At 45.2% G+C, this 21782-nt stretch carries 22 protein-coding genes; 9 read left to right on the top strand and 13 right to left on the bottom strand.

The genetic code is table 11. The annotated features are described in order from the left end of the window. The first annotated feature begins 89 nt into the window (after positions 1–89). A complete protein-coding gene (locus OOF89_RS18625; protein WP_266080885.1) occupies positions 90–734 on the top strand; it encodes a helix-turn-helix domain-containing protein in 645 nt (214 codons plus the stop codon). A gap of 159 nt (positions 735–893) precedes the next feature. Then, complete coding sequence (locus tag OOF89_RS18620) at positions 894–1253, top strand: group I truncated hemoglobin (protein WP_266080883.1); 360 nt, start codon at positions 894–896, stop codon at positions 1251–1253. An 85-nt stretch (positions 1254–1338) separates the two neighbouring features. On the opposite strand, the gene OOF89_RS18615 is transcribed toward OOF89_RS18620, so the two are convergent. Next, entirely contained in the window at positions 1339–2238 is a 900-nt protein-coding gene (locus tag OOF89_RS18615) for a polysaccharide deacetylase family protein (protein ID WP_266080881.1), read from the bottom strand. Positions 2239–2430: 192 nt separating this feature from the next. Between OOF89_RS18615 and OOF89_RS18610 the strand changes: the two genes are divergently transcribed. Next, the gene (locus tag OOF89_RS18610; protein WP_266080879.1) at positions 2431–3420 is read left to right on the top strand and encodes an asparaginase; all 990 of its coding nucleotides are present in this window, start codon (positions 2431–2433) and stop codon (positions 3418–3420) included. A 10-nt stretch (positions 3421–3430) separates the two neighbouring features. On the opposite strand, the gene OOF89_RS18605 is transcribed toward OOF89_RS18610, so the two are convergent. The 3 genes from OOF89_RS18605 to OOF89_RS18595 all read right to left on the bottom strand — a co-directional run bounded on the left by OOF89_RS18605 (position 3431) and on the right by OOF89_RS18595 (position 6370). Continuing rightward, entirely contained in the window at positions 3431–4618 is a 1188-nt protein-coding gene (locus OOF89_RS18605) for an MFS transporter (protein ID WP_266080878.1), read from the bottom strand. A gap of 106 nt (positions 4619–4724) precedes the next feature. Then, the gene (locus OOF89_RS18600; protein ID WP_266080877.1) at positions 4725–5081 is read right to left on the bottom strand and encodes a hypothetical protein; all 357 of its coding nucleotides are present in this window, start codon (positions 5079–5081) and stop codon (positions 4725–4727) included. Positions 5082–5284: 203 nt separating this feature from the next. After that, the gene (locus OOF89_RS18595) at positions 5285–6370 is read right to left on the bottom strand and encodes a hypothetical protein (RefSeq protein WP_266081784.1); all 1086 of its coding nucleotides are present in this window, start codon (positions 6368–6370) and stop codon (positions 5285–5287) included. Between the two features lie 1191 nt (positions 6371–7561). Between OOF89_RS18595 and OOF89_RS18590 the strand changes: the two genes are divergently transcribed. After that, positions 7562–8110, top strand: coding sequence for a hypothetical protein (locus OOF89_RS18590; protein ID WP_266081783.1), 549 nt, complete (start codon positions 7562–7564; stop codon positions 8108–8110). 150 nt (positions 8111–8260) lie between these two features. Further along, complete coding sequence (locus OOF89_RS18585; RefSeq protein ID WP_266081782.1) at positions 8261–9139, top strand: M14 family metallopeptidase; 879 nt, start codon at positions 8261–8263, stop codon at positions 9137–9139. 46 nt (positions 9140–9185) lie between these two features. Here OOF89_RS18585 and OOF89_RS18580 read toward each other — a convergent pair whose 3' ends face one another. Next, positions 9186–9887, bottom strand: a complete 702-nt coding sequence (locus OOF89_RS18580) for a DsbA family protein (protein WP_266081780.1) — start codon at positions 9885–9887, stop codon at positions 9186–9188. Positions 9888–10362: 475 nt separating this feature from the next. Between OOF89_RS18580 and OOF89_RS18575 the strand changes: the two genes are divergently transcribed. Further along, positions 10363–11466 carry a DsbA family protein gene (locus OOF89_RS18575; protein WP_266081779.1) on the top strand — a complete coding sequence of 368 codons (1104 nt, stop codon included), beginning with the start codon at positions 10363–10365 and terminating at the stop codon, positions 11464–11466. A gap of 971 nt (positions 11467–12437) precedes the next feature. On the opposite strand, the gene OOF89_RS18570 is transcribed toward OOF89_RS18575, so the two are convergent. The 4 genes from OOF89_RS18570 to OOF89_RS18555 all read right to left on the bottom strand — a co-directional run bounded on the left by OOF89_RS18570 (position 12438) and on the right by OOF89_RS18555 (position 15276). Next, a complete protein-coding gene (locus tag OOF89_RS18570) occupies positions 12438–12674 on the bottom strand; it encodes a UPF0058 family protein (RefSeq protein ID WP_266081777.1) in 237 nt (78 codons plus the stop codon). Positions 12675–13109: 435 nt separating this feature from the next. Next, a complete protein-coding gene (locus tag OOF89_RS18565) occupies positions 13110–13472 on the bottom strand; it encodes a PadR family transcriptional regulator (protein WP_266081775.1) in 363 nt (120 codons plus the stop codon). 280 nt (positions 13473–13752) lie between these two features. Beyond that, complete coding sequence (locus tag OOF89_RS18560) at positions 13753–14709, bottom strand: transcription initiation factor IIB (RefSeq protein WP_266081773.1); 957 nt, start codon at positions 14707–14709, stop codon at positions 13753–13755. A gap of 267 nt (positions 14710–14976) precedes the next feature. Further along, positions 14977–15276, bottom strand: a complete 300-nt coding sequence (locus OOF89_RS18555; RefSeq protein ID WP_266081815.1) for a PadR family transcriptional regulator — start codon at positions 15274–15276, stop codon at positions 14977–14979. A gap of 210 nt (positions 15277–15486) precedes the next feature. On the opposite strand from OOF89_RS18555, the gene OOF89_RS18550 reads away from it, so the two are divergent. Further along, positions 15487–15720 (top strand): UPF0058 family protein, encoded by a 234-nt coding sequence (locus tag OOF89_RS18550; RefSeq protein ID WP_266081771.1) that lies wholly within the window; start codon positions 15487–15489, stop codon positions 15718–15720. Positions 15721–15772: 52 nt separating this feature from the next. Here OOF89_RS18550 and OOF89_RS18545 read toward each other — a convergent pair whose 3' ends face one another. Both OOF89_RS18545 and OOF89_RS18540 read right to left on the bottom strand, forming a co-directional pair. After that, positions 15773–16363, bottom strand: coding sequence for a DUF7344 domain-containing protein (locus tag OOF89_RS18545; RefSeq protein WP_266081769.1), 591 nt, complete (start codon positions 16361–16363; stop codon positions 15773–15775). A 495-nt stretch (positions 16364–16858) separates the two neighbouring features. Further along, entirely contained in the window at positions 16859–17923 is a 1065-nt protein-coding gene (locus OOF89_RS18540; protein ID WP_266081767.1) for a DUF7504 family protein, read from the bottom strand. A gap of 669 nt (positions 17924–18592) precedes the next feature. Between OOF89_RS18540 and OOF89_RS18535 the strand changes: the two genes are divergently transcribed. Both OOF89_RS18535 and OOF89_RS18530 read left to right on the top strand, forming a co-directional pair. Then, positions 18593–19207, top strand: a complete 615-nt coding sequence (locus OOF89_RS18535; protein WP_266081765.1) for a HalX domain-containing protein — start codon at positions 18593–18595, stop codon at positions 19205–19207. 254 nt (positions 19208–19461) lie between these two features. Further along, entirely contained in the window at positions 19462–20880 is a 1419-nt protein-coding gene (locus OOF89_RS18530; protein WP_266081762.1) for a sensor histidine kinase, read from the top strand. A 209-nt stretch (positions 20881–21089) separates the two neighbouring features. Here OOF89_RS18530 and OOF89_RS24805 read toward each other — a convergent pair whose 3' ends face one another. Then, entirely contained in the window at positions 21090–21299 is a 210-nt protein-coding gene (locus tag OOF89_RS24805) for a DUF7563 family protein (protein ID WP_456071296.1), read from the bottom strand. Positions 21300–21345: 46 nt separating this feature from the next. Further along, positions 21346–21549: a hypothetical protein gene (locus OOF89_RS18525; RefSeq protein ID WP_266081760.1), complete on the bottom strand. Its 204-nt coding sequence runs from the start codon at positions 21547–21549 to the stop codon at positions 21346–21348. Positions 21550–21782: the final 233 nt, after the last annotated feature.

Genomic DNA, 21782 nt, shown 5'->3' with positions numbered 1-21782 from the left:
ATAGGCGTGCCGGGACGATACGACACGATGGTCTACATCCTCGCGAGTGGACGGATTCATTTATCACACACCCGTCGGTCCTTCCGCGTATGGGTTCAGGTGTCCACGCACAGATCGAAGTTCGCGATGTGAACGGCTGTCCTGCGGCTTCGATGAGCGAGGAGTGTGAGGTCGAATCCGTGACGGTGAACCAGCATAGCACCCCCGAGCGATCAAAAATCGTCGGTGAGGTCACGGTAGACCACGGTGAAGACGCTAAAAGGAAGGAGCAACACGCTGACGAAGTGTTTTCCGATGATTCGAAATCGGTGTACCGATACAGCCACACGGACGGGGAGTGTCCTTGTTCGCATGTTCCAAAACACGGATGCCCGATCCGAAATCTTCGCGTCGATACCGGACGTCTCGTTCTCTCGTTTATTGCACCGGATCTAGAGACGCTTCGGAACGTCGTGTCCGATTTGCGAGCCAGCTGTTCCGGCGTTACGGTCCGCCGCCTCACGCAATCACAATCCATCGACGGGACTCGGTCACTGCTGTTCGTGGACCGGAACGCATTCACTGATCGCCAATACGACGTTCTTCGGACTGCCCACAGGATGGGATATTTCGAATCGCCGAAAGGAGCGAACTCGAAAGCGGTCGCCGAGGCGTTGGGAATTTCGGTCACGACGTTCGTAGAGCATCTATCGATCGCCCAAACGAAACTGCTGGATCAGCTATTGACTGACTAATCTGGAGATAGTTGTCCCTTCGATCGGAACGAAACTCCATTTTCGGCCTGTATCGACCCCATCGAGATGGATGCTATCATCCAGCGATTGCTTAAAAAAGACCGGATATACTAGCACCCGTCCATATTCCGATGCTACGACAACGAACGACTGAACCCAATGGCACAATCGATTTATCGTGAAATCGGCGGCCGAGACGCGGTCGAAGCAGTCGTTAGCGACTTCTACGACCGAGTGTTGGCGGACGAACGACTCAGGCCGTACTTCGACGGATTGGAGATGAATGAGTTACACGCCCACCAAGTCCAGTTCGTTAGTGCGGTCGCGGGAGGGCCAACCGACTATACGGGCGAGAACATGCGTGAAGCGCACGCGCATCTCGATATCGACGAGGCTGACTTCGACATCGTTGGTCAGTATCTCGAAGCGGCACTCCGGGAAAACGGTGTAGACAACGACAACGTCGACGTAGTTATGAGCGAAGTCGCCGCCCTCAAAGACCCGATAGTTGGCGAATAGGCCACAGGTCGAAACTCGAACGTTGAGAGTTACCAGTCAGCCGTAGCGGTTCGGCGGTGATGGATTCGACGGGACACCCAGACAGCTATACGTACTTCCCCTTACTCTCGTACACCGAGGGATCGTTTTTGAATTTCTTTGCGATTTCCTCAAGCGTTGTTATTTCGACGTTCTCGTGTCCCTTTACGTACTGAATGAACTCCTCGAGATGCGGTATCATGTGCGGGAGCCCGTGGAGGTCGGGATGAATGGTCAGGGTGTACACCCCCGCTTTGCGTCGGTTGTACAGGAAGTCGAACTGCCGTTTGTAGTACTGTTCGTACATCATCGCCGGATCCTTGTAGCCGGCGTGGTAGTTCGGCTGTTTGACGAACAGCATCGGCGGAATGTCGTCGCGGTACCAGCTAATCGGGATTTCGACGACGTCCGTTTCCTCGCCGTACTGGTACGGCTCCATCCACGTCTTAGGGGACTGGTCGTACTGTATCTTTTTCCAGGAGTCGCCCTTCCGCATCCACGTCGGTTCGAACTGCGTTTCCATCAGACTGCTGTCGTAGAGAAAATCGTGTTTCTCGACAAGTTCGGGCGTATTCTCGCTGTATTCCCACCAGCTCGCACGGTGTCCGGCGGGTTTCTCCCCTGTCACGTCCTCGATGAGGTCGATAGAGGCTTCGAGGATTTCGTCCTCCTGTTCACGGGCGAGGTCGGTCGGGTTCTCATGTGAATAGCCGTGGACTCCGATTTCGTGCCCACCCGCCGCAACGGCTTCGACTTCGTCGCGGAACGTCTCGATCGTGTGACCGGGGATGTACCACGACGTATCGATGTTTTCGTCTTCGAACAGTTGAACGAGGCGCGGGATACCCTCCTTTCCCGCTGACACACCCCGAGAGAGGTCGGCGGGGGAGTCTTCACCACCATACGAGCCGAGCCATCCTGCCACGCAGTCGGCGTCGATGCCGATCGCGACGTCGATATCACTCATTGTTGGAAACTAATAGCACGGCGTCGATTGTCTTAGAAGTTTTCGAACCCACGAGTTTTGCTCACACTCCTCTCGTCGGTGATGGGTGATTTGACCGGTCGCCCTCATGAGATATATCGCCGACGACCGGAACAGAAACGGGCGCTGAAACCGGTGAGTAGACTATTGTAAAAGCAGGCCAACGACCACAGTATGCGCCCTACCATCACGATACTCGGAACCGGCGGTACCATCGCCAGCACCGACGATGCAGATGGAGCGAAGCCGACCATGAGTAGTGAATCCCTGGTCGAAGCCGTCCCACAACTCGCCGACGACGCGGAAATCGACGTGCGTGAAGTCGCTCAAAAGCCCAGTTTTAGTATGGACTTCCAGACGATCGAATCACTTCGAGGAACGATCCGGGAAATCATCGGGAATGGTGCCGATGGCATCGTCGTCACTCACGGAACGGACACGATGGAAGAATCGGCGTACTATCTCGATTTGACGCTCGATATCGACGCGCCGGTCGTCTTTACCGGCGCACAACGACGCCCCGATGAAGTTAGCCCGGATGGACCGTCGAACCTCCTCACCGCAGTTCGGGTACTTGTAGACGAACGAGTTCGAAAATCGGGGGGTGTCTACGTTGTATTCGACGAGGAACTGCACCCTGCCCGCGACGTGACGAAACGACACACGCACAAACTCGACGCCTTCGACTCGCCCGGAAAAGGGCCGGTAGCCACGGTAACCCGCGATGAGATTCGGTACGTCCGAACGCCTGGAAGCTACTCGGACGATATCGATGTCGATGGCGACCCCTCGGATATCGACGTTCGGGTGGTCAACTCCGGTGTGGGCGTCGGTGACGCCCAAATCGAGGAAGCGCTCGACGCGGGTGTCGATGGAATCGTCCTTGAAGGAACGGGCATCGGAAACGTGACGGCTGAACTGGGTGACGCCGTCGAACAAACCGTTTCGGCCGATGTTCCCGTCGTCGTCACGTCACGCTGTTACGCCGGGACGACAGTACCGGTGTACGGGACGGATGGTGGCGGTCGAACCCTTGCGGAGCACGGAGCGATAGGCGGTGACGACCTTCCTGCTCACAAAGCACGTCTCAAACTGCTCTTGGCCCTTCTCCGAGTCAATGAGCCATCCGAAGTACAGCAGTATTTCTCCGACGACAATGTCTAATACGTAGCAGTCACGTCTGTCGCCGAACACCTACGAGCAATACGGCCGCAAAAAGGGTCGTACCAACGAGTAGTCCCCAACCCAGCCTGTAACCGCTCGTTTCGACGAGCAGGCCGAATAGCGGCGGTGCAACCAATCCACCAGTGTTTATTGCCGTCTGTCCACCTGCCGTGGCCCCCCCAATATCGTCGGCATCGACGAGTTCGGAGAGACAGGAATAGAAGACACCAGTCGAGCCGTGAATCGAGAGACCGAGACCGGTAAAGAGCAAGACGACGACCGGAAGCGACCAGTCGCCGACGGCGAGACCAATAAAGAGGATGACCGAGAGCAATAACTGGCCGAGAGCGACGGTGGCTGCACCCTTCGCACCGCCTAGGCGGTCCGCAAGGTTTCCAGCGCCGATACGCCCGACACTACCCGTTACTTGCGTTACTGCGAGGACGAGACCGCCCGCGGCGGCGCTCGCGTTCACGGCGTCCTGCACGTAGAGAACGGTATATCCAAGCATCGAAAAGATGGATGCCCCAACGAAGAGACCGGACGCGACGAGTAGAATGTAGGCTCTATTCGTCCCGAAATGGGAGACATTCGGCAATGAGAACTCGCCACTCCCGCGGGATCCGTCGTACAGAGCGATAAAACCGAGCGCATAGCCGCCCGCGAGAGCCGCGACAACCCAGAATCCGATTTGCCAAGCGGCAATGGCTGCGATACCCGTGATAACGAGCGAGGCAGCACCGCTTCCAGCGGTGACGCCCACCTGTTTCAGTCCCATCGCGAGACCCTCACGTCCGTCGGGTGAACTGGCAACGATTGCGCGGTTTGAAGCTGGCATCGCCGTCGAGTAGGCGACACCCAAGATTCCCCCCGCACCCAGCAAGAGACCGTAGGAAGGTGCAATCGACACGCCGATAGCCGCAACAGCGAGTGCGACGAGTCCGACACTCATCATGCGCTTTTCGCCAAAACCATCGACAGCCGCTCCGCTCGGAAACAACATGACCGTGTATCCCAGTAATGTTGCCGTGAGGAAAACGCCGACGAGCGATTCGGAGAGGGAAAACGCATCGCGAAGAAACCCAGTTGCGGCGAAGACCGTGTAGTAGCAGAGACTCGCAGCCGTCTGCCACCCCGCGACCGTCGCTACCGAACGCCAGCTTTTCGCGGTTCGTAACGACTGCGACTCTGCTTCCATTGAAACAACGTGTGTGACTCAGCGAACTAAGAATACCGAGTCCGGTCAATCGTTCCGGTATCGTCGCCGTCGATGGGAAAAGACGCTCTGCGAGCGGACGTTTCTCTCAGGGCTCGTCAGGGTTCGCATCTTGTACTTCAACTATCTCGGCCTGTGAGAGAAATTCCTCACTTCCGCCGGTACGAATCTGGATCGTTTGACCGGGCAAATCCGGGTCATCGTCGTCGGCGGGTTCCTTCGGAACGGAAATCGCAACCACCTCGTCAAGCGTGACGATTCGCCGCTGAATCGGGTCGCCGTTGTGTTCGACCGTCTCCCACGTTTCCACATCAAGTTCGGCGATGTTCGTGCCGAAATATTCTTCGGAGTCCTTGTTCACCGAATCCTCAGTTTGTGACTCTCCTGCCGTTCGGTTCCCGTCCGCAACCTCTTCATGTTGGTATTGGTAAAAGGATGCGAGCATCGTCACATGTACACTAACTACCCACTAAAGGATTCGCCATGAATACGTCTGTAGTATTAACTGGCTGTCGCACATTTGTTCAAATGATTAGAATTAACTAACATATTGATTTAAATGATACTTAGAATTGATTAGATACTATCCATTCACAGGATATCACTATGTGCGGAATTAAAAATGGAGCGTCTAATGCCTAAAGACTTCTATAGAAGTGGAGGAATTAGATCGAGATCAACCGTAATACCTGGAATTAGGCCATTGGACCCGAATGCCATATATCCGATATCTTCAGGAGCATGGGTCGTCTCTTCATCTGCACTCTGTTCTTCCTCGACAAAAGCGTTGAAATGATCTCGTTCAAGTTCCGTATATCTGAGTTGACACGGTTGTGGCCCGCGTCTGGTTTGGATATCTGCAACCACTCGGGGATTTCGAGTAAATCCGTTGCCACCATTCGATTGGAATGGATACCGGGAAGCAGTCGCTGCACTATCGCGTGCAGGTCGCGTAGGACGGCGGGCCTCGAATTCGGTATCAACAACCCCATCGAGGAAATTAGTCGGGAATGTACCGATTGCAGGCACATCGACTGCGACATACCCAACTTCTTCCGACCGGTGGTAATCATTAAGCGATTCTTGTTCCTGTAGCCTAACAGTAAACCGATCCTCAGAAGCCACATCAACACGGGTAACAATTGAATCTGCCTTACCGTTAAACGTCTGAGACTGTGCAAACACGGCTGGCTTGCCAGTGAAAAATGGTGCCGTGAGTTCAACAGTCTCAGGATCAGTCGTAGTAGACACCCGTCCAGCTTGAATACCAGTGAGAGTACCAGATACCCCCGGAATTTCATACACACCGGGTAGAATGGCAGTCCAGTACACGAGTTCGCGTGCGTGTCCACCATCCTGATAATCCCATTCTTCAAGTCGATATTCAAATCCTTGAGAAGTAACGTTTCGAAGCCTAATGTGACATGGTTGTACCCCGTTATATGAGACCGGCTTCATTGTAATAATTGGCTTAACCTCTAAGCCCAGAAGATCCCCTAAAATGCCGATAGCGTTAATTAATAGATTGTCAAACTCTACAGAGTGCCAGGTTCCACGATCCGGTTGGCTTTGATTTTCTGTTCCGACCTCACCAATGACGAGGTCGATACCAGCAACTTGGCCTGAGACTGTTCCAGTTCCGATTCCACCAAGTCCAACACCAGCTGCAGCGACTGACTTCAAATAGTTTCGTCGTTTAATTCTACTCTCTCCGTTTTCACTTGCACGTTGCATGCAGTTTAACATACAGTCAATTAATACATAGTTATTGACTGGTTACCGATTGAAAATGTATTATCACAGATGATATTTAGTAGCAATGAGTTAATGATCATAAGATTATTATTCAATTAGTAGTCAAATGGAAGGTTTCATCCGGAAAGATAAAGGAATATCCAGTCAATTCAAATCAAAACAATAATCTCCACCATCATTTGCAATTCAATGCATAACACATGGTCCAAATTTGTATATAAAACACAACCTAGGAAAGATTGTAAAAGGCAGAATAATTACCTTTGGAGCCAATGAAGCTCCGTTCAATTGTAATTAAACAATGTCTATCGGTTTTTATGTCACAATTTGCTTGAATGCGTGATTTTTGAACCCGCCTGAAATGAAGATTTCATAAAGTAATAGACCATGCAGACTTAGTCTGAAAGGTACGTGAGGATCAGTGTTCAAATTACTGGATCCTCACAGGGCCGAGTATCGATGACCAAATCAGATAACCCGGCATTAAATTACGAGTTTTTACAAAGAGATATATCTTTTGTTTCGGAAACAAACATAGATAAAGCGTCAGCAACCCCCATTTTTATTATATATTGGATTCATTGATCTGTGTTAAGGAGTAAATTAGACATCGTTATCCTCGCTACCAAGCCAACAGAAATGTCAATATTTTATGGTTGCAATCGATATAGGGCCTAACGTAGGGGAAAACAGAACACCCAGCATTTTTGCAACAGCTGAAACTATCGAAGGTGTATTAATCACCTCAATTTACCCAACGTAAACTTGCACTATAACTGTATTATTCAAAGATATTATCAATGCATTAATAACAATTTTGCTTTTCGATATTAAATATACAATCATTACAGATGAGATGATCTTTACAGTCAGTGCTTTGATAACCATTAGTCAAAATAAACACCAGTAATTGGGTACTTAATTATATTTTATGTATTTTCTCTCGCCAAATATGACAGAATAAAGATGTAGTTAGGGTAAAACCTGCTTTTATAATAGTTTCATTAGTTAAGACGACTTTTAACCAAAATATTTTTATAAAAGCCATCGCATTTCCCAATAAGAGAATGGCCATAACCCAGAAGAGTAATATAAATTTTTAATAAGTTATTTATTATGATATATTCACACATACTGAATAATATTCCGATCCAAAAAGACGATATATGGATGACTGGACGTACAATTCGCCACATTCTCTCTATTCCTCGATATGCCGCACTATTTATAGCGTCATTTCTATTTGGCTTGTCTGTATTCGTTATATCACAGAATATTGAACTTGTTCAAACAGTTATTTTTGGAAAATATATGACAGCCCCGCAGAAATTGTCTGTCTTAGCACACTTGTTTCCCATTATTGGGTCAGCGTTTACACCGATTAAAGCGTGGTTTCTACTTGTCAGTTCAGCATTCTTTGGCATGAATTTTTCAATGATTATATATCATTTCAGAAATAACAAGTTGAACTTGCAAAGTGGTACAGGTAGTGCAATAGGAATGCTATTTGGAACGCTTGGGGCAGGATGTGCTGCTTGTGGCTCTGTCATGCTGACTGGACTTCTATCGTTTCTTGGGGCAACTAGTATACTTACACTCTTGCCGTTTGACGGACTTTCATTTTCAATAATTGCGCTTATTATCTTTACACTTTCAATGTATCGGCTCGCAGACGCAATAGATAGAAGTAATAGCCGAGACTGTCCAATAGGGTTTTAAAATAATAATCTCTGTAGTAGGTTTGAGTTCAATACATCCAATTTTATTCACTTTTTCTTATATGATTAAGTAAAAACGAAAAGTTAATTAATACGGTCGATATTGGACAAAGTGATACGAAGTAGAAATATTCGTATTAAGAATTAATACATGGAATCTAACAATACAAAGTTGGAAGAGAAGAATTGTTCGAGAAATGATGATAAAAAAAGTGAAGTATCGAATCAATCGCGTCGGTCATTCATAACTAAGTCTGCAGGAGTGATTGCTGCCTCAACATTTGGGATCAATCAAGCAGGGTCTGTTGTTGGAGAAGATGACGAATTTTGCCCAATTAGGCAATCACACTCGGAAGACACTTTATTAGAAGGGACCGAAGAAGAGGTCAAAATATATACCACAGAATCACGTATTCCAGGGCCAACTGCAGTCGTTGTTGGTGGTGTTCAGGGTAATGAACCAGCAACCTGGAATGCGGCCCACCAAGTAAAAGACTGGTCGATCAATTCTGGGAAATTAGTTGTGCTCCCAGAGATAAATCCGGTTGCTATCGAACGAGGCACATATATTAACGACAATGGAGATTTAAACGACCAATTCCCCCCTGGACAAGAACCCACGACAGAGCTTGCACAGGTACTATGGGAAGTTATCGAACAAGCTAACCCGGATGTGTTTTTCAGCCTTCATACATCACGAGGGATTCTCCATGAATTTGAAGGCCCATCAGGAGTTGGACAAGCTATCTATCCAACATATATTGACAGTGCACGATCAAATGCGTCACGTACCGTGGAATATATGAACCAACAACTAGAATCATTCCGGTCAATATATGATTTCAAAGTTGGAAACACGCTGTACGGAACTCGTCCTCTGTTAACTCATAAAGTTGGTGCAGATCTCGAGATTCCTGGCTTTTTGGTTGAAGCCACTCGATATAGAACAAAATTAGAGACGCGGGTTGAATGGGAAACAGCAATCGTAGCAAACCTGCTTGAGCAAAATGGGATGAAAGTAAGTCGGTGAAATAGCCTACGTTTAATTTAGAATATACAAAGGATGGTCAGTAAGGTTATAAACCAAGTACATTCTTAAATATACTATAGCTCTGCCTCCCAATAATTTCGGTAATATACCGTTCCGAACGGAAAGCAAAGAATGTTGGCGTACCACGAATACCCGCCCGCTTTCCCACAGTTAAATCTTCATTAATATTTGCCTTTACTGCCTTAGATTCTGCATTCCGAATAATCTCTTCACCATTCAAACTAGTGTTTTTCTCCAAATATCGTTTCGTTTTATCAAATATATTATCAGTGTCGAACTGATCTTGGTTATCAAAGTAATATTTTTTAAGATTCCAAAATGACTGTTCATTTTTGAGATATACAGCCTCAAGAGCATGAGTCGCATCTACGCCCCATTTTTCCACTACTGGAAACGATCTATAAACCAATGACAAATCCCCTTTATCAATATAATTGCGCTTTAATTTGGGGTATGTTTCTTTTTCAAAATGCAAGCAATTTGGACAAGATGGGTCCTCGAATACAATCAAAGTTCCTTTGTTGCTAAATGGGACAGGACCACGTGTTGGCTCATCAAAAACACCCCTTGCAGATGAATGATTAGGGTTAGAATTAGACGTCGTAGATTCTTTTGTAGGTTTCTGGGTTTCTGACTCGCTTGTTTTCTCACTGGTAGAGGTTGTCGCTTGGGGAGATGTAGTCTGAGAGTGTGTAGTTGGCGCATTCGAATATTGTGTCTTACCCACAGTGGTACTGCTGGTTTTTGTTACGGTTCTCGATACTGAAGTAGGTGATGTCGTTGGGTTATTGTTTGATTCATTTGATGTACAGCCAGCGAGCAATAGCCCGACGGGAACGGTTTTTGTGAGGAAAGATCGTCGGTTCATTATGCGTAACTTTTTTAGAATTATACCCCTGCTACTTAGAACTATTGCTTAGACCTATTCTGGCGTTTTTCCAGAGTATGGATCAAGAGTAGATACAAAATGTCGTTAACAAAGTTGTTGAGTAAAACAATATTATCAAACTCCACGTACACTTGTCAAAGTATATTAAACAATATATTCCAAGAAGTTCTCTAGTATCTATTCCACTAGATCCATAACAATCTTCTTTCTATTTAGTTGAAAGAGTCCAGAACTGTTGTGCAAAGGTTCAATTTCGCGAAATCCTCCAAACGATTGATTGGTTCTATAACAGTACGAGATTAGGATAAAAGAGATGTCAGAGCGAAATTCGTCGCGGAGAGAGTTTTTGAAAACAGTGGGTATCGTAACGGCAGCAGGTCTAAGCAGTACAATCCCAGCTAGTGCAGCAAATGTTACTGATGCTCCTATTCCAGATACAACTGATGACCTAACGTATGCGACAATGGGAACAGCCAAAGACAACCCAACCGCTGTCGTTTATGGGAACTTCAAATGTCCATACACACAAAAATTTGTTCAAGATGGCAACCTCGAAGCAGTAATAAACGAATATGTGACCACTGGTGACCTAAACGTACAATTTCGGGCGCTTGCGTATCAGCCGCCAGGTACCACCTCTCATGGGAGTTCGACCTACTATATCTCCGACAGTGATCCACTTATTTCGGAAGCTGCTATGGGTGTTTGGGACGTTTCACCTGATGATTATTGGAATTTCTTCGATTTCATGTTCTCAGATCTTATCTCAGGGAATGTGTCATTCAGTGAAATGGAAAATCGGATGCAATCTGCAGATGTGTCGGACCGAAATGAGATTGTAGATCGCGCTTCGTCAGACAATTACACCGAAAGTGTTGAGCAAAGCCGCTATTCGGCTGGTGATTATGATGTGAGTTTCACGCCAACAATGGTTCTCAATGGCGAAACTTACGCACCTCATCATGATACCGACGATCTGCTAAGCTGGATTGGGAAACGAATCTCGAGTGCATCTGAACCAACAGACACTGAGAGTACAAGTGGTGATGATTCAGAACCATCTAGTGAGCAAGGCACAAACGAAAGTACCTCAACGGATAGCTCTAGCAACGAAGAGAACAAACCATCAGAATCACCAGATCGTTCAACCTCTGACGAATCCAACACCACTGATAATGATTCGTCTAGCAGCGATACAAGCGAATCCACTAGTGTGAGTGGCAGTCAAAAGAGTAACGAGGATCAATCAGAAAATATCTCTCCATCGAAGGAGACAACGTCTGACAGTACCACTTCATCCAGTAAGGAAGATAAAGAAGACGACAAACAGTCAGGGGATGAGTCTGAATCAGACACAGATAGTACAGGTTTCCAATCTATCTCTATTGGAGATTATTGTCGGATAGTACTCCGTTGATAATCTTCTCACGCTAAATCAACCGAATTCCGTAAATTGTAATACCACAGTTTGTGGTTAATAACCTATTTTGGAGAACAAGAATACTCATCCAGGATAAATCCATATTAATGTTCCTTGCTGTTACGAACCCTTGAGAACCGAACGGCTATTATTGGTTATCGAGCTTGAAGCCAGCCAATAAGAACACAACGTAGAATATAGCCGTAAAACACTCTGTTTACGGAATCCGGGCGATCTGCAACCGTTGTTGTTCCAACGCTTACTGATTCGCCGGTAAACGCTACAGCGATCTCTTTGGGAGTATTGACTGGGTTGAAAATGAAGGTCCGTATAGCGCTCATAGCTATCGTGATCGAATGTGAGCTCTCTGTAATCGGATACCTCGCCAGTCATATCCCAACGATCTTTACCTTCAGTAGCCGACGTTCAGCAGTTTTGACGCCGCCCATCTAAATTTGTTGAGGTCGTTATCCACCTAATCTTGGCCGGACAAGTGAAATGGAACTGTACCACCAAGACAAAGGAATAGTAACGCACATAATGAGCGGTGGAAAAGTAATTAGTAATGAACCGGTCAAGTTCGTTTCAAAGAACCTCTAGTTTCTCTTTTTCAATGTTCCTTGTCAGTGGTTCGCTTTTCAGTGTAGTTTTATTTGGTGTGATGGTGGGGGTACTGAGTTCATCACTCGTCAATCAAAGTGGGATTGTTACTCAGTCAAGAGTAGGAGTGGCACTTGGCCTAATGTGGATTGGCGTGATTGGAATCACAACTGGTGGATCGCTTTATTTTTCTAAATCGTAGCATCAATAACATTTTTACCCTATAAGAATAAAATATTACACCTGTTTATACGAAATTTTGTGGTGAATTTAAAGCTGGAGAAATTAATTGAGACTATGAATAAAGATTGGTCTCATCCAATACTATGTACTATCATTTGAATTAGAGACTATGCTTGGTCTGGAATTCAATCAGCGTGAGGCGCGACAGTCTTTGACTCCGTCTTCATCATATTAGCTGTGAGATCATCAGCTATTGTAAGCACTGCATTTCGGTGATCGTTTTTCGAGTGGTGAATAGAAGTTGGTCGTGTTTTTTGTTCGTCATAGCTTGAAAAATCGGATTCGGAATCAGTCTTTGTTTCAAATCGAGTTCGTACTTCTGAAAGAAGGCCATGCAGGTGAATGAGCTCTTGTTTTTTCATCGCGAAGTCAACTAACGACTGTAGCCGTATAGTACTTCCTTGAGTAGTATTAACACAGGTACTGGCTTTCCAAAGAAAGCTATATCATAGAAAAGAAAATGAGATATGATTTTATGAACACCAATAATAATTATTATAGCAACTAATGTCGTTCGACTATATATTTAGTATATTGACCATTTATCTATTTTAATGTTTTTATGAAACGAGAAATAAGAATCAAATATAGATAGAATATGAAATACACCACTCTATTCAATTAAATTTATCATATCAATTTTAATGTGCAAGGAAAGATTGATCCTTGCGTTGTATTCCTGCCGAGAAAGATGACTTTCAGCACAGATCGGTATAACAACGTGAACTTAATCTCACAATGGCATTGCCTAGTAGGAAAGCATTATCAATAAATAGCGCTCAAGATGCGCTAAAGAATTACTGTTGATCTGCTTCGATTAAGTCACGGAGCTGTTCTGCACGATCATTGTCCGTGATGAACTTGCCGAACCGCCATTCAAACGAGTCAAGCAGTACAGCTATACCATCCTCGGTGATGCCGTACTCATTCGTCCGCTTGTCGAGTTCACTTTTTTCGACCAATCCACGCTCGATGAGGGTATCCAGATTGGGGTACAAGCGGCCATGGTTTACCTCCTCGTCGTAGAAGCTTTCCAGTTCTCGCTTGATAGCGAGACCGTATCGAGACTCCTCAGAAAGGACTATGAGGACGTTCTGTTGGAATGCAGTAAGATCACGCGCGGTGGTCTTCGGATCGGTAATAGTTTTTGCCTCTGACATGGTCCGATGGTGTTGTCTTGATTGACAAAGGATATAAACCTTACTGCTCTGAGCAATATTTATGACCGAGGTTACAAAAATTATCTAACACATAATACCTGCTCGCAAAAAATACTACAATAGCACCATCTACTTGAGATAGTCACAGTTTCGTAGCTTGAATCTATCCATATCATTATCGGTATTCTATTTAACTACTGGCCAAATACAATTGCAAAAGAATTATCTAGAAGAGGTGAGACATGTTGGTTATTTTCAAACCGCGTTGAAGTAGAGAAAGTTAGTGAATTCCGAGTGCTTCGATTTGCTCTTGATATCGGTTGCGAATAGTAACCTCAGTCACTTGAGCAACATCTGCCACTTCACGCTGAGTTTTCTTTTCGTTACATAGAAGCGAAGCAGCGTAAATCGCAGCAGCTGCATAACCTGTGGGAGATTTTCCTGAAAGTAGGCCTTGTTCTGCAGTTGTATCGATGATTTCATTCGCCTTCGACTGCACTTCTTCACTAACACCAAGATCCGAGCAAAATCGTGGTACGTATTGCTTAGGATCCACTGGCTTCATTTCCAATCCGAGCTCTTGCGAAATGTAGCGATATGTCCGACCAATTTCCTTTTGATCAACGCGAGATACTTCTGCAACTTCCTCAAGGCTCCGTGGAATCCCCTCTTGTCGGCAAGCTGCATATAGAGTGCTCGTTGCAACGCCTTCAATCGAACGTCCTCGTATCAAGTCTTCTGCGAGTGCTCGACGATAAATGACGGAGGCGACTTCACGTACCGATCGTGGGACGCCTAGTGCAGACGCCATACGGTCAATTTCAGAAAGTGCGAATTGAAGGTTGCGCTCGCCAGCGTCTTTAGTCCGGATACGTTCTTGCCATTTCCTCAAACGATGCATTTGACTCCGTTTTTCTGATGAAAGTGACCGACCATACGCATCTTGGTTTTTCCAGTCAATGGTAGTGGTCAACCCCTTATCGTGCATCGTTTGTGTGGTTGGCGCGCCTACGCGAGACTTGCTTTGTCGCTCGCTGTGATTAAACGCGCGCCACTCCGGCCCACGGTCGACGTGATCTTCTTCAACAACCAATCCACAGTCGTCACAAACAATCTCGGACTGGTCAGCGCTGTTGACGAGCTCCTTCGACCCGCACTCAGGACAGCCCTTGACTCCCTCCTCCTCGGTTTCGGTTTGCTCCGCGCGGCGCTCCCGTTGGCGAGTGGACCGTTTCATCATTGTTCTATACTCACAGCAAACATTTAAACCCCCGGATTAGATCTTGCGGTCCAATACCATACTAGACTGAAAATTCCAACATGGTATAGGGAGTAATAATGAAGAGACAATTTCAAACCTCGGAAAAATATCAAGCTGTAGATGAGCTTGCGTGACTGCTTTGCACTTCAATCACTTCATGGCATCAACCACAATAATAGATAAAGTTGGATTTTTAACTACGGAGTTTAATTAGGAAAATGCACCTTAAGCGGTGCTTTTTAATTAATTAGCTGCTTCTATCGATTCTTTCTCATCAATATACTGTGCTTCCCATTCGCTACGCGCATCAATTTCACGCTGTCCACGACGGGTTAGAGTGTAGTAGTTCGTGCGACGATCAACTTGACCCTTTTCGACTAGTCCTTTATCGACAAGAGTATCTAGGTTTGGATAGAGTCGACCGTGGTGAATATCTTTTTCATAATAATCTTCCAATTCCTCTTTAATTGCAAGACCATGTGGCTCGTCCAGACCGTTAATTACGTACAACAGATCCCTTTGGAAGCCGGTCAGATCGTACATATCCATTTTCTACATAATGACTACAAGGTATTAGTTAAGAGCATAATAAGTCCCACTAATTAGATCATAAACGGATTTGAACTATAGCCATCCTATGATAAATACTAAATTATGACATCATATGGTCGGCCCATTAGCAGGATTTTCCCAACCAACTACGGCTAGCGGCCCAAGAGGATATTAGGTTCGAACCATAAACCTACCGTTGATATGAAGAAGCAAGAACTAATCCACCTTCACGGGCTGCTCGTTGAAATTCGGAATAACTACAAAGTGCGAAACGAAGAAACATTGGATTTTCAAGATTATGATTCAGCTGGTGTACACCCAACGTCAATCCATCACTCAAAATCGGATCACAAAAAGGCAGTATTCAAACTCGCTAATGGCCTAACCAGAGAAATGACTGCACAAGAAACGGAACAGATACCACAGGTTCACTGACAAATAGACGCTAAAATTAGGCTATCGGGTGAACGATGCAGTAATTGAAAATTCAATTTTCATCATATTCAGTGACAAATTGCGCAAGCGTTATAATCGCAAACATGGCAACAATGATTCCCCCAACGATTCCAGAAGGTATGGTTTCAACAATAGATGGGCCAAAGGCTGAGGCAACGAGAAGAATGGTACTAACTACTGACACACCAAGATAGTATGTCTCCCACCGAATTTGATTTTCTACTTGTGTTTCTATTTTGGCCGATTCATCGATGAGCAAGAATTGGTCAAATTGATCTGCCACCTCAGTCCGCTTCACTGTGCCACGGCTCTGGTCATATTGAATAATCCCCTCTTCATCCAATTTCGGTAAGTGCGATTGATACAATGGGATATACACTCTTTGCCGTTGGTCAGAGGTTAGCTCCTGCAGCGTCGTATTATTTTCCCACGCTGCTACTTGCTCTGCGATATCCCGCATTTGAACAGTTCCATCATACTCTTGAAGATAGCGAAGAACATACCGTCGTCGTGGTGTTTGAAGGAGATGGAATATTTTATCCTTTGAGAGCTCAGGATTAGCTTTCTTTCCATCAGCATCGTGGCTTTCACTGGTATCAATTTGGGCTTCTGCTGCACTCATGACGTTTTAATTAGTGATACAATGAATAATAAACCAATAAATCTTTCCCATTCTGTTGCAGACTGTTTTTGATATGCTTTTGAGTTTCTTAATAGACTATTAAGGGCACAGATGGCAGATTTCGTAAAAATAAAGTTCATTGAATAGAACACCATGCGTAAGCAATGTACAATGTCGTTATTTGCTTGGTGTCTCCCCCAAATAGTACAATATCCAACTAATCAGTAATGGTTTGAGTCAGGTCCCGGTTGTTCACCACTTGAACTAAACATTAAACGTTCTACAACAGAATCTAAGAAAGATTGTATATTCATTAACGAATTCAGTAATTATGTCTTTCGTCCTATTAGAGGTTTAACAGCCCTATACTTATTACGTACAACCAACTATAGACTGTTGCCTAGTGCGGAGGCGTTCCAAATATCCGGCCGCGAGGGTAACTAGCGCTCATGACACTGACTTCCCTCGCGTTTTGAGTAAGAAAACAAATGTAGATCATGCCTCAAAGGGTGATTTAGATGCTTCCGGCTCAGACCCATTGAGGAAGACAAGATTACCACGACCCATTTGAACTCGTGTTATTTCCTCATTCTCTTCCATTTTTGAGAGCTTTCGACTTACTGTTGACTTTGACCACGAAGTTTCTGCAGTAATATCTGCTTGTTTCATTCTCCCACCATAATGAATAAGTAAAGAACGTATTCGTTCTTCGTCAGTGAGCATGTCTTCGTCCACAAGATTATCAACTGTCGATTGTGGCGTGTTTTCTACCGGGTCATCCGAGGCATCTACTTCCGAATCAATTTCTTGATGAACTACTACATCATCGTTATTGTTCCAAGTGAAAAGCTTCGAAAGTGATTTCCATAATCCCAAAAATGGGTTAGTCTTTTCAGGCTGTTTTTCGGAATCTGTTTCAACTGATTGATTATCTTCGGCTACCTGATTGGTGGATGTATACGCTTCTGACGACCTTGACTCAGCTCCCTCTTCCGTAACCTCAATAACAACATCAAATAGTGTTTTTAGTGTATTTATCGTTTCAGGGTCATGGATATCGGGGTCCATTTGGAAAAAGCCGACTGCCCCTGCGGCTTGTATTCGATGTGTGAGTATGTGTAGATACCGAAATGCAGTATCAAAATCAACATATTCAAGCAGAACTGTAAGTGTTTGTATCGATATAACAGCTCTACTCTTAGATTCAGTCCGGTCCTTTAAATGGTTGCTTAGAGGTACGATAATCTCCATTGGATCTGCTGGATCGACAACTGTTGTATCTACATTTGCCGGCGTGTGTTCACCGAAAGATTGAGACTGAGCCATGCCACTTGCATGAATAAATCTAGATTTTGGAGGTATGGGTCCGACAGTTTGTTTCCAATCTGCAAACCATTGTTCTGGTGGTTGAGTATACGTGACTGCCGCAAGGTTCTCAATTTCTGGTAACGCAGAAGCTACCAGTTCGATGTGATCTTGATTCCCCTTTGGCGTCAAAGGAGCGAGTACAAGAATGCTGGACACACCCTGGAAGTCATTTATTAAGTTTCGAATATTCATATATTATGTTTGTCACAATATGGCTGTATTCCTGGACATGCGATTGTTTTCTGTGAGGTGTCACTGAACATTAATCTGTTGTTTTCCCACTTCAGGTCTTATATACATTTATATTTTGTCATTTTATGACCAGAAATCATTGCATTAATGTATTGTTGTTTATTCAACATTGGAGATAAGCCATGTTTAAGGCTCCTTTAAAATCCATGAAGTTCAGACTCAAATCTCTAATCCTGATGTCTGTTCCGTTTTGATTATTCATGTCTACCCCAAGTGTGGTTAGGAACTTACGCATACGTGTACATCTACTAATGCTCATGCACGCAATGTCCAACCTTTGTCAATCCCCACTAATCACTCACATATAAAAAACCATTCCCTTGCAAATGCAAGGGAGCTTTTGTCACCAAGATCGTTTGTAGTAATTATTCATGGTCTTTTTGGTCAATACACATGTTATATTTGTTGTGACTTGTTATGACTTGGCTTGGTTGCGCCCACTAATATTGGTGGTAGAGTACCAAAAGGCCTATATAAAGAGCCAAACGACGCTTAGATTAGTTGAAATCGAGGTCACTTTGGCAATGACGGACATTCGCAAAATTCATTTGGATTTAGATAAGTTTGGCACACATAAGAAGATAAAAACGATCAATGCACCCATAGCAGATGTCTAGCAATACTTCGGTCCTCATTGTTGACGATGAGCGTGCGATTACAGATCTACATGCCCGATGGCTTGAGGAATCCTACGATATCAAGAAAGCGTATAATGGAACAGAGGCGCTAGACCAGATTGATGACTCCGTAGACGTAGTCCTTCTCGACCGACGCATGCCTGATTGTTCTGGTCAAGAGGTACTTGATGAAATACGTAGCAAAGAGTTTGACTGCCGTGTGGCGATGGTAACAGCGATCGAACCCGATTTCGATATTCTTGAGCTTGGTTTTGATGCCTATATTTGCAAACCAGTTTCAGATCCAGAGCAGCTTCGTGAGGTTGTTTCATCGCTCGAAACGCGGTCCACATATGATTCGCAATTACAAGAAATGTTAGCCTTAGCATCAAAAAAGGCGGCCCTGGAAGGACGGAAAGGTTCAGGAGAGCTTTCAGAAAATGAAGAATATTCCAACCTTACGTCTGAATTAGAATCGCTCCAAGGTGATCTATCCAGCACAGTAGCTAATTTAGATGATAACGACCTCCGTGCAGAGTTTCACGATCAGAATACCTCTAGTTCAAAATTAAGGCAGTCATCGGGGCAGTTCGATAGCTCAGAGTAAAATGATTTCCCTACCGTCGTGAATAATAATTTGTTGACATTTGTATGAGTAATACCAACCATGGAACGAGCCCGTATATCGAATATATCCAAGCTAGATACCATGTGTGAAATTGATCTTTCGTTGCATAGCGAAAAATAGTATTTCAGTTTGTATGAAACTTGCACTGTTCTGTGAATTTCCAGAAGTGGTAACGGCACTTTGAAAATCCGGGCATGCAATTGCTAATCCACATAAAGCGATGAGGTGAGAAAATGAGCAAATATAATCCAAAACATAAGCAATCGCCTGTTTCAAAAGGAAGAATCCTATTGCTCATTAACCACCGCAAAAATCGTCGGCTACTCGCTGATTGGCTCAAGCCAGAATATGATGTTATCACACCAGAATCCAGTATCGAAAGTTCGTTCGATCTCTGTATTGTGGATGAATCATCATTTTCTCAATATCGTGACGATTTAATAACACAAAAAGAAACTACGTCACCAAGTTTTCTACCATATTTATTCATTACTTCAACGACCTCGCCTGCACAAACGCCGGAGATGTGGGAAGAGGTTGATGAAGTTATCACAACCCCGATTGAGAAAGCAGTATTGCAAGCACGTATAAATGGATTACTGGAACGCCGAAGGCTCTCTGTTGAAATTGAGCAAGATAAAAAACAAAGTGAAAAGCGATTCAAAACTCTCTTTCAAACAGCGCCTGATCCTGTGTTCGTTCTCGATATAGACGGGCAAATCCAATCAGTGAATAGCGCATTTTGTGAAGTATCTGGACTCGATCGAGCAAGTATTTTGGGGGAGCCAATTGAGAGCATTCCTGCGTTCCCGAACGAGTCGCTGGAGCAGCTCACTGAAGACATTTATCAACACGAAGACGACAAACTCCCGCCTTACTCTATAACATATACAGCGCCGGATGGTGAGACGCGATATGCAGAAATCAATACCGCCAGAATGCAGTTTGACACTGAACGTCCAGAGATTATCGGAATTTTCCGCGACGTAACCGAGCACAAACACAGAAAGCAAGAACTCCAGCATCAGAACGAACGGTTAGACGAATTTGCTAGTATGCTCGCACACGAGCTTCGGAATCCACTAGGAATAGCACAGGGATACCTTCGGGTTGCAGAGTCGGAGGGGTCAGAAGACGCCTTCGAAGAAGTCCACGAGGCACTCGAGCGTATGGAACAGATGATAAACGAGATGCTCGATCTTGCAAGAAGACCGGAGGCAATTAATGATACAGAGCGAACAGAGTTCTACGATATCATCGAAAGCGCATGGTCGCGTATTGCTCCACCCAAGGCGACCCTGATGTTAGAGAATGTCGATGTCGAAATTTCAGCAGACGTGGACCGATTGAGTCAGGTATTCGACAACCTATTTCGAAATGCTGTGGACCACGTAGGTGAAGATGTGTCCGTCAGGGTCGGACGCCTCTCAGATGGGGTTTACGTCGAAGACGATGGCCCAGGGATTTCGCCAGAACACTATGACTCCGTGTTCGAAAGTGGGTACACGATGGAAAACGGAACCGGTCTCGGCCTCTCCATTGCACAGCAAATCGTGGAGGCCCATGGTTGGGATATCAAAGTCACTGAGGGAAGCAAGGGTGGAGCTAGATTCGAAATAAGAGGTATGCAGCTCGATAAAGAAACAGAATAACCCCCATTTGGGATTGATGCTTTTTCTAGTTCAAATATAAGATAGAAAATTGTTTTGTGAATCCAACCTCATGTGTGGCAATCAATCAGTGTTTGTACTGACAACCCTTAAAAAGGTACTGTGGTTTTAAGAAGTCTCTCAATGAATTCAGTATTCAACTGATGGGTAGCAGCCAAAATTCGACTGCATAACAGTCTTCAGCTGTGACGTTACTGTCTTCGATTCGTTTGACGCGCGAACGTCGGGTCCGCGGCGGCGCCACTTTTCAGTGCTGCCCAGGGTGCACATTCAGGGCATGCATGGACAACCCCATCAGCTCCGAACGTCCGAACGAACTTCGGTGTAACGTGTTTGTTTTTACACGCTGGATTTCGACAGTTCACGTATCGACTCGAATTCGACTTCGGCTTCCAGACCATTTGCTTTCGATAGATCTGGTCGCTATCGTTGTCGAGCCGGTCTGCTTTACCCATCGAGAACCACCTTCTCGCGACGGACTTCCTCGCCAGTTTTTCTATCGCGGAGTTTCCAGAATTCTGCATCAATGTCGGGAAGTCGACTACACTGATGACACCAGAAGTGGCTGTTGGTTGGTTCCCAACTGGTATGTCCGTTAGGACAGGTGTACCGCCATTTCGCCATCGGCGTATCGATTTCATGTACACTCATGCGATAGCTTACGATTATTTTCCTCAAAACATCTAGTCTTATCCAGAGTGAAAGTGAAAAGAATCAGCTTCAACGTATGACCTTTGCAGAGGCCGGTATTCCTACGATAGGCATAGTTACCGTTAGGTGAAAGTGAATAAAACAAACGAGTGACGATTCGCACCAGACAGTTTAAATAGCCTGGACTGTTTTGGCTTTATATCTCATTCTGATAGTATTACTAGTTTGAGTGG

Origin of the sequence: Haladaptatus caseinilyticus (assembly GCF_026248685.1) — an archaeon.
Lineage (GTDB): Archaea > Halobacteriota > Halobacteria > Halobacteriales > Haladaptataceae > Haladaptatus > Haladaptatus caseinilyticus.
The sequence above is the reverse complement of the archived record's forward strand: the minus strand, read 5'-3'. Positions and strand labels throughout refer to the sequence as shown.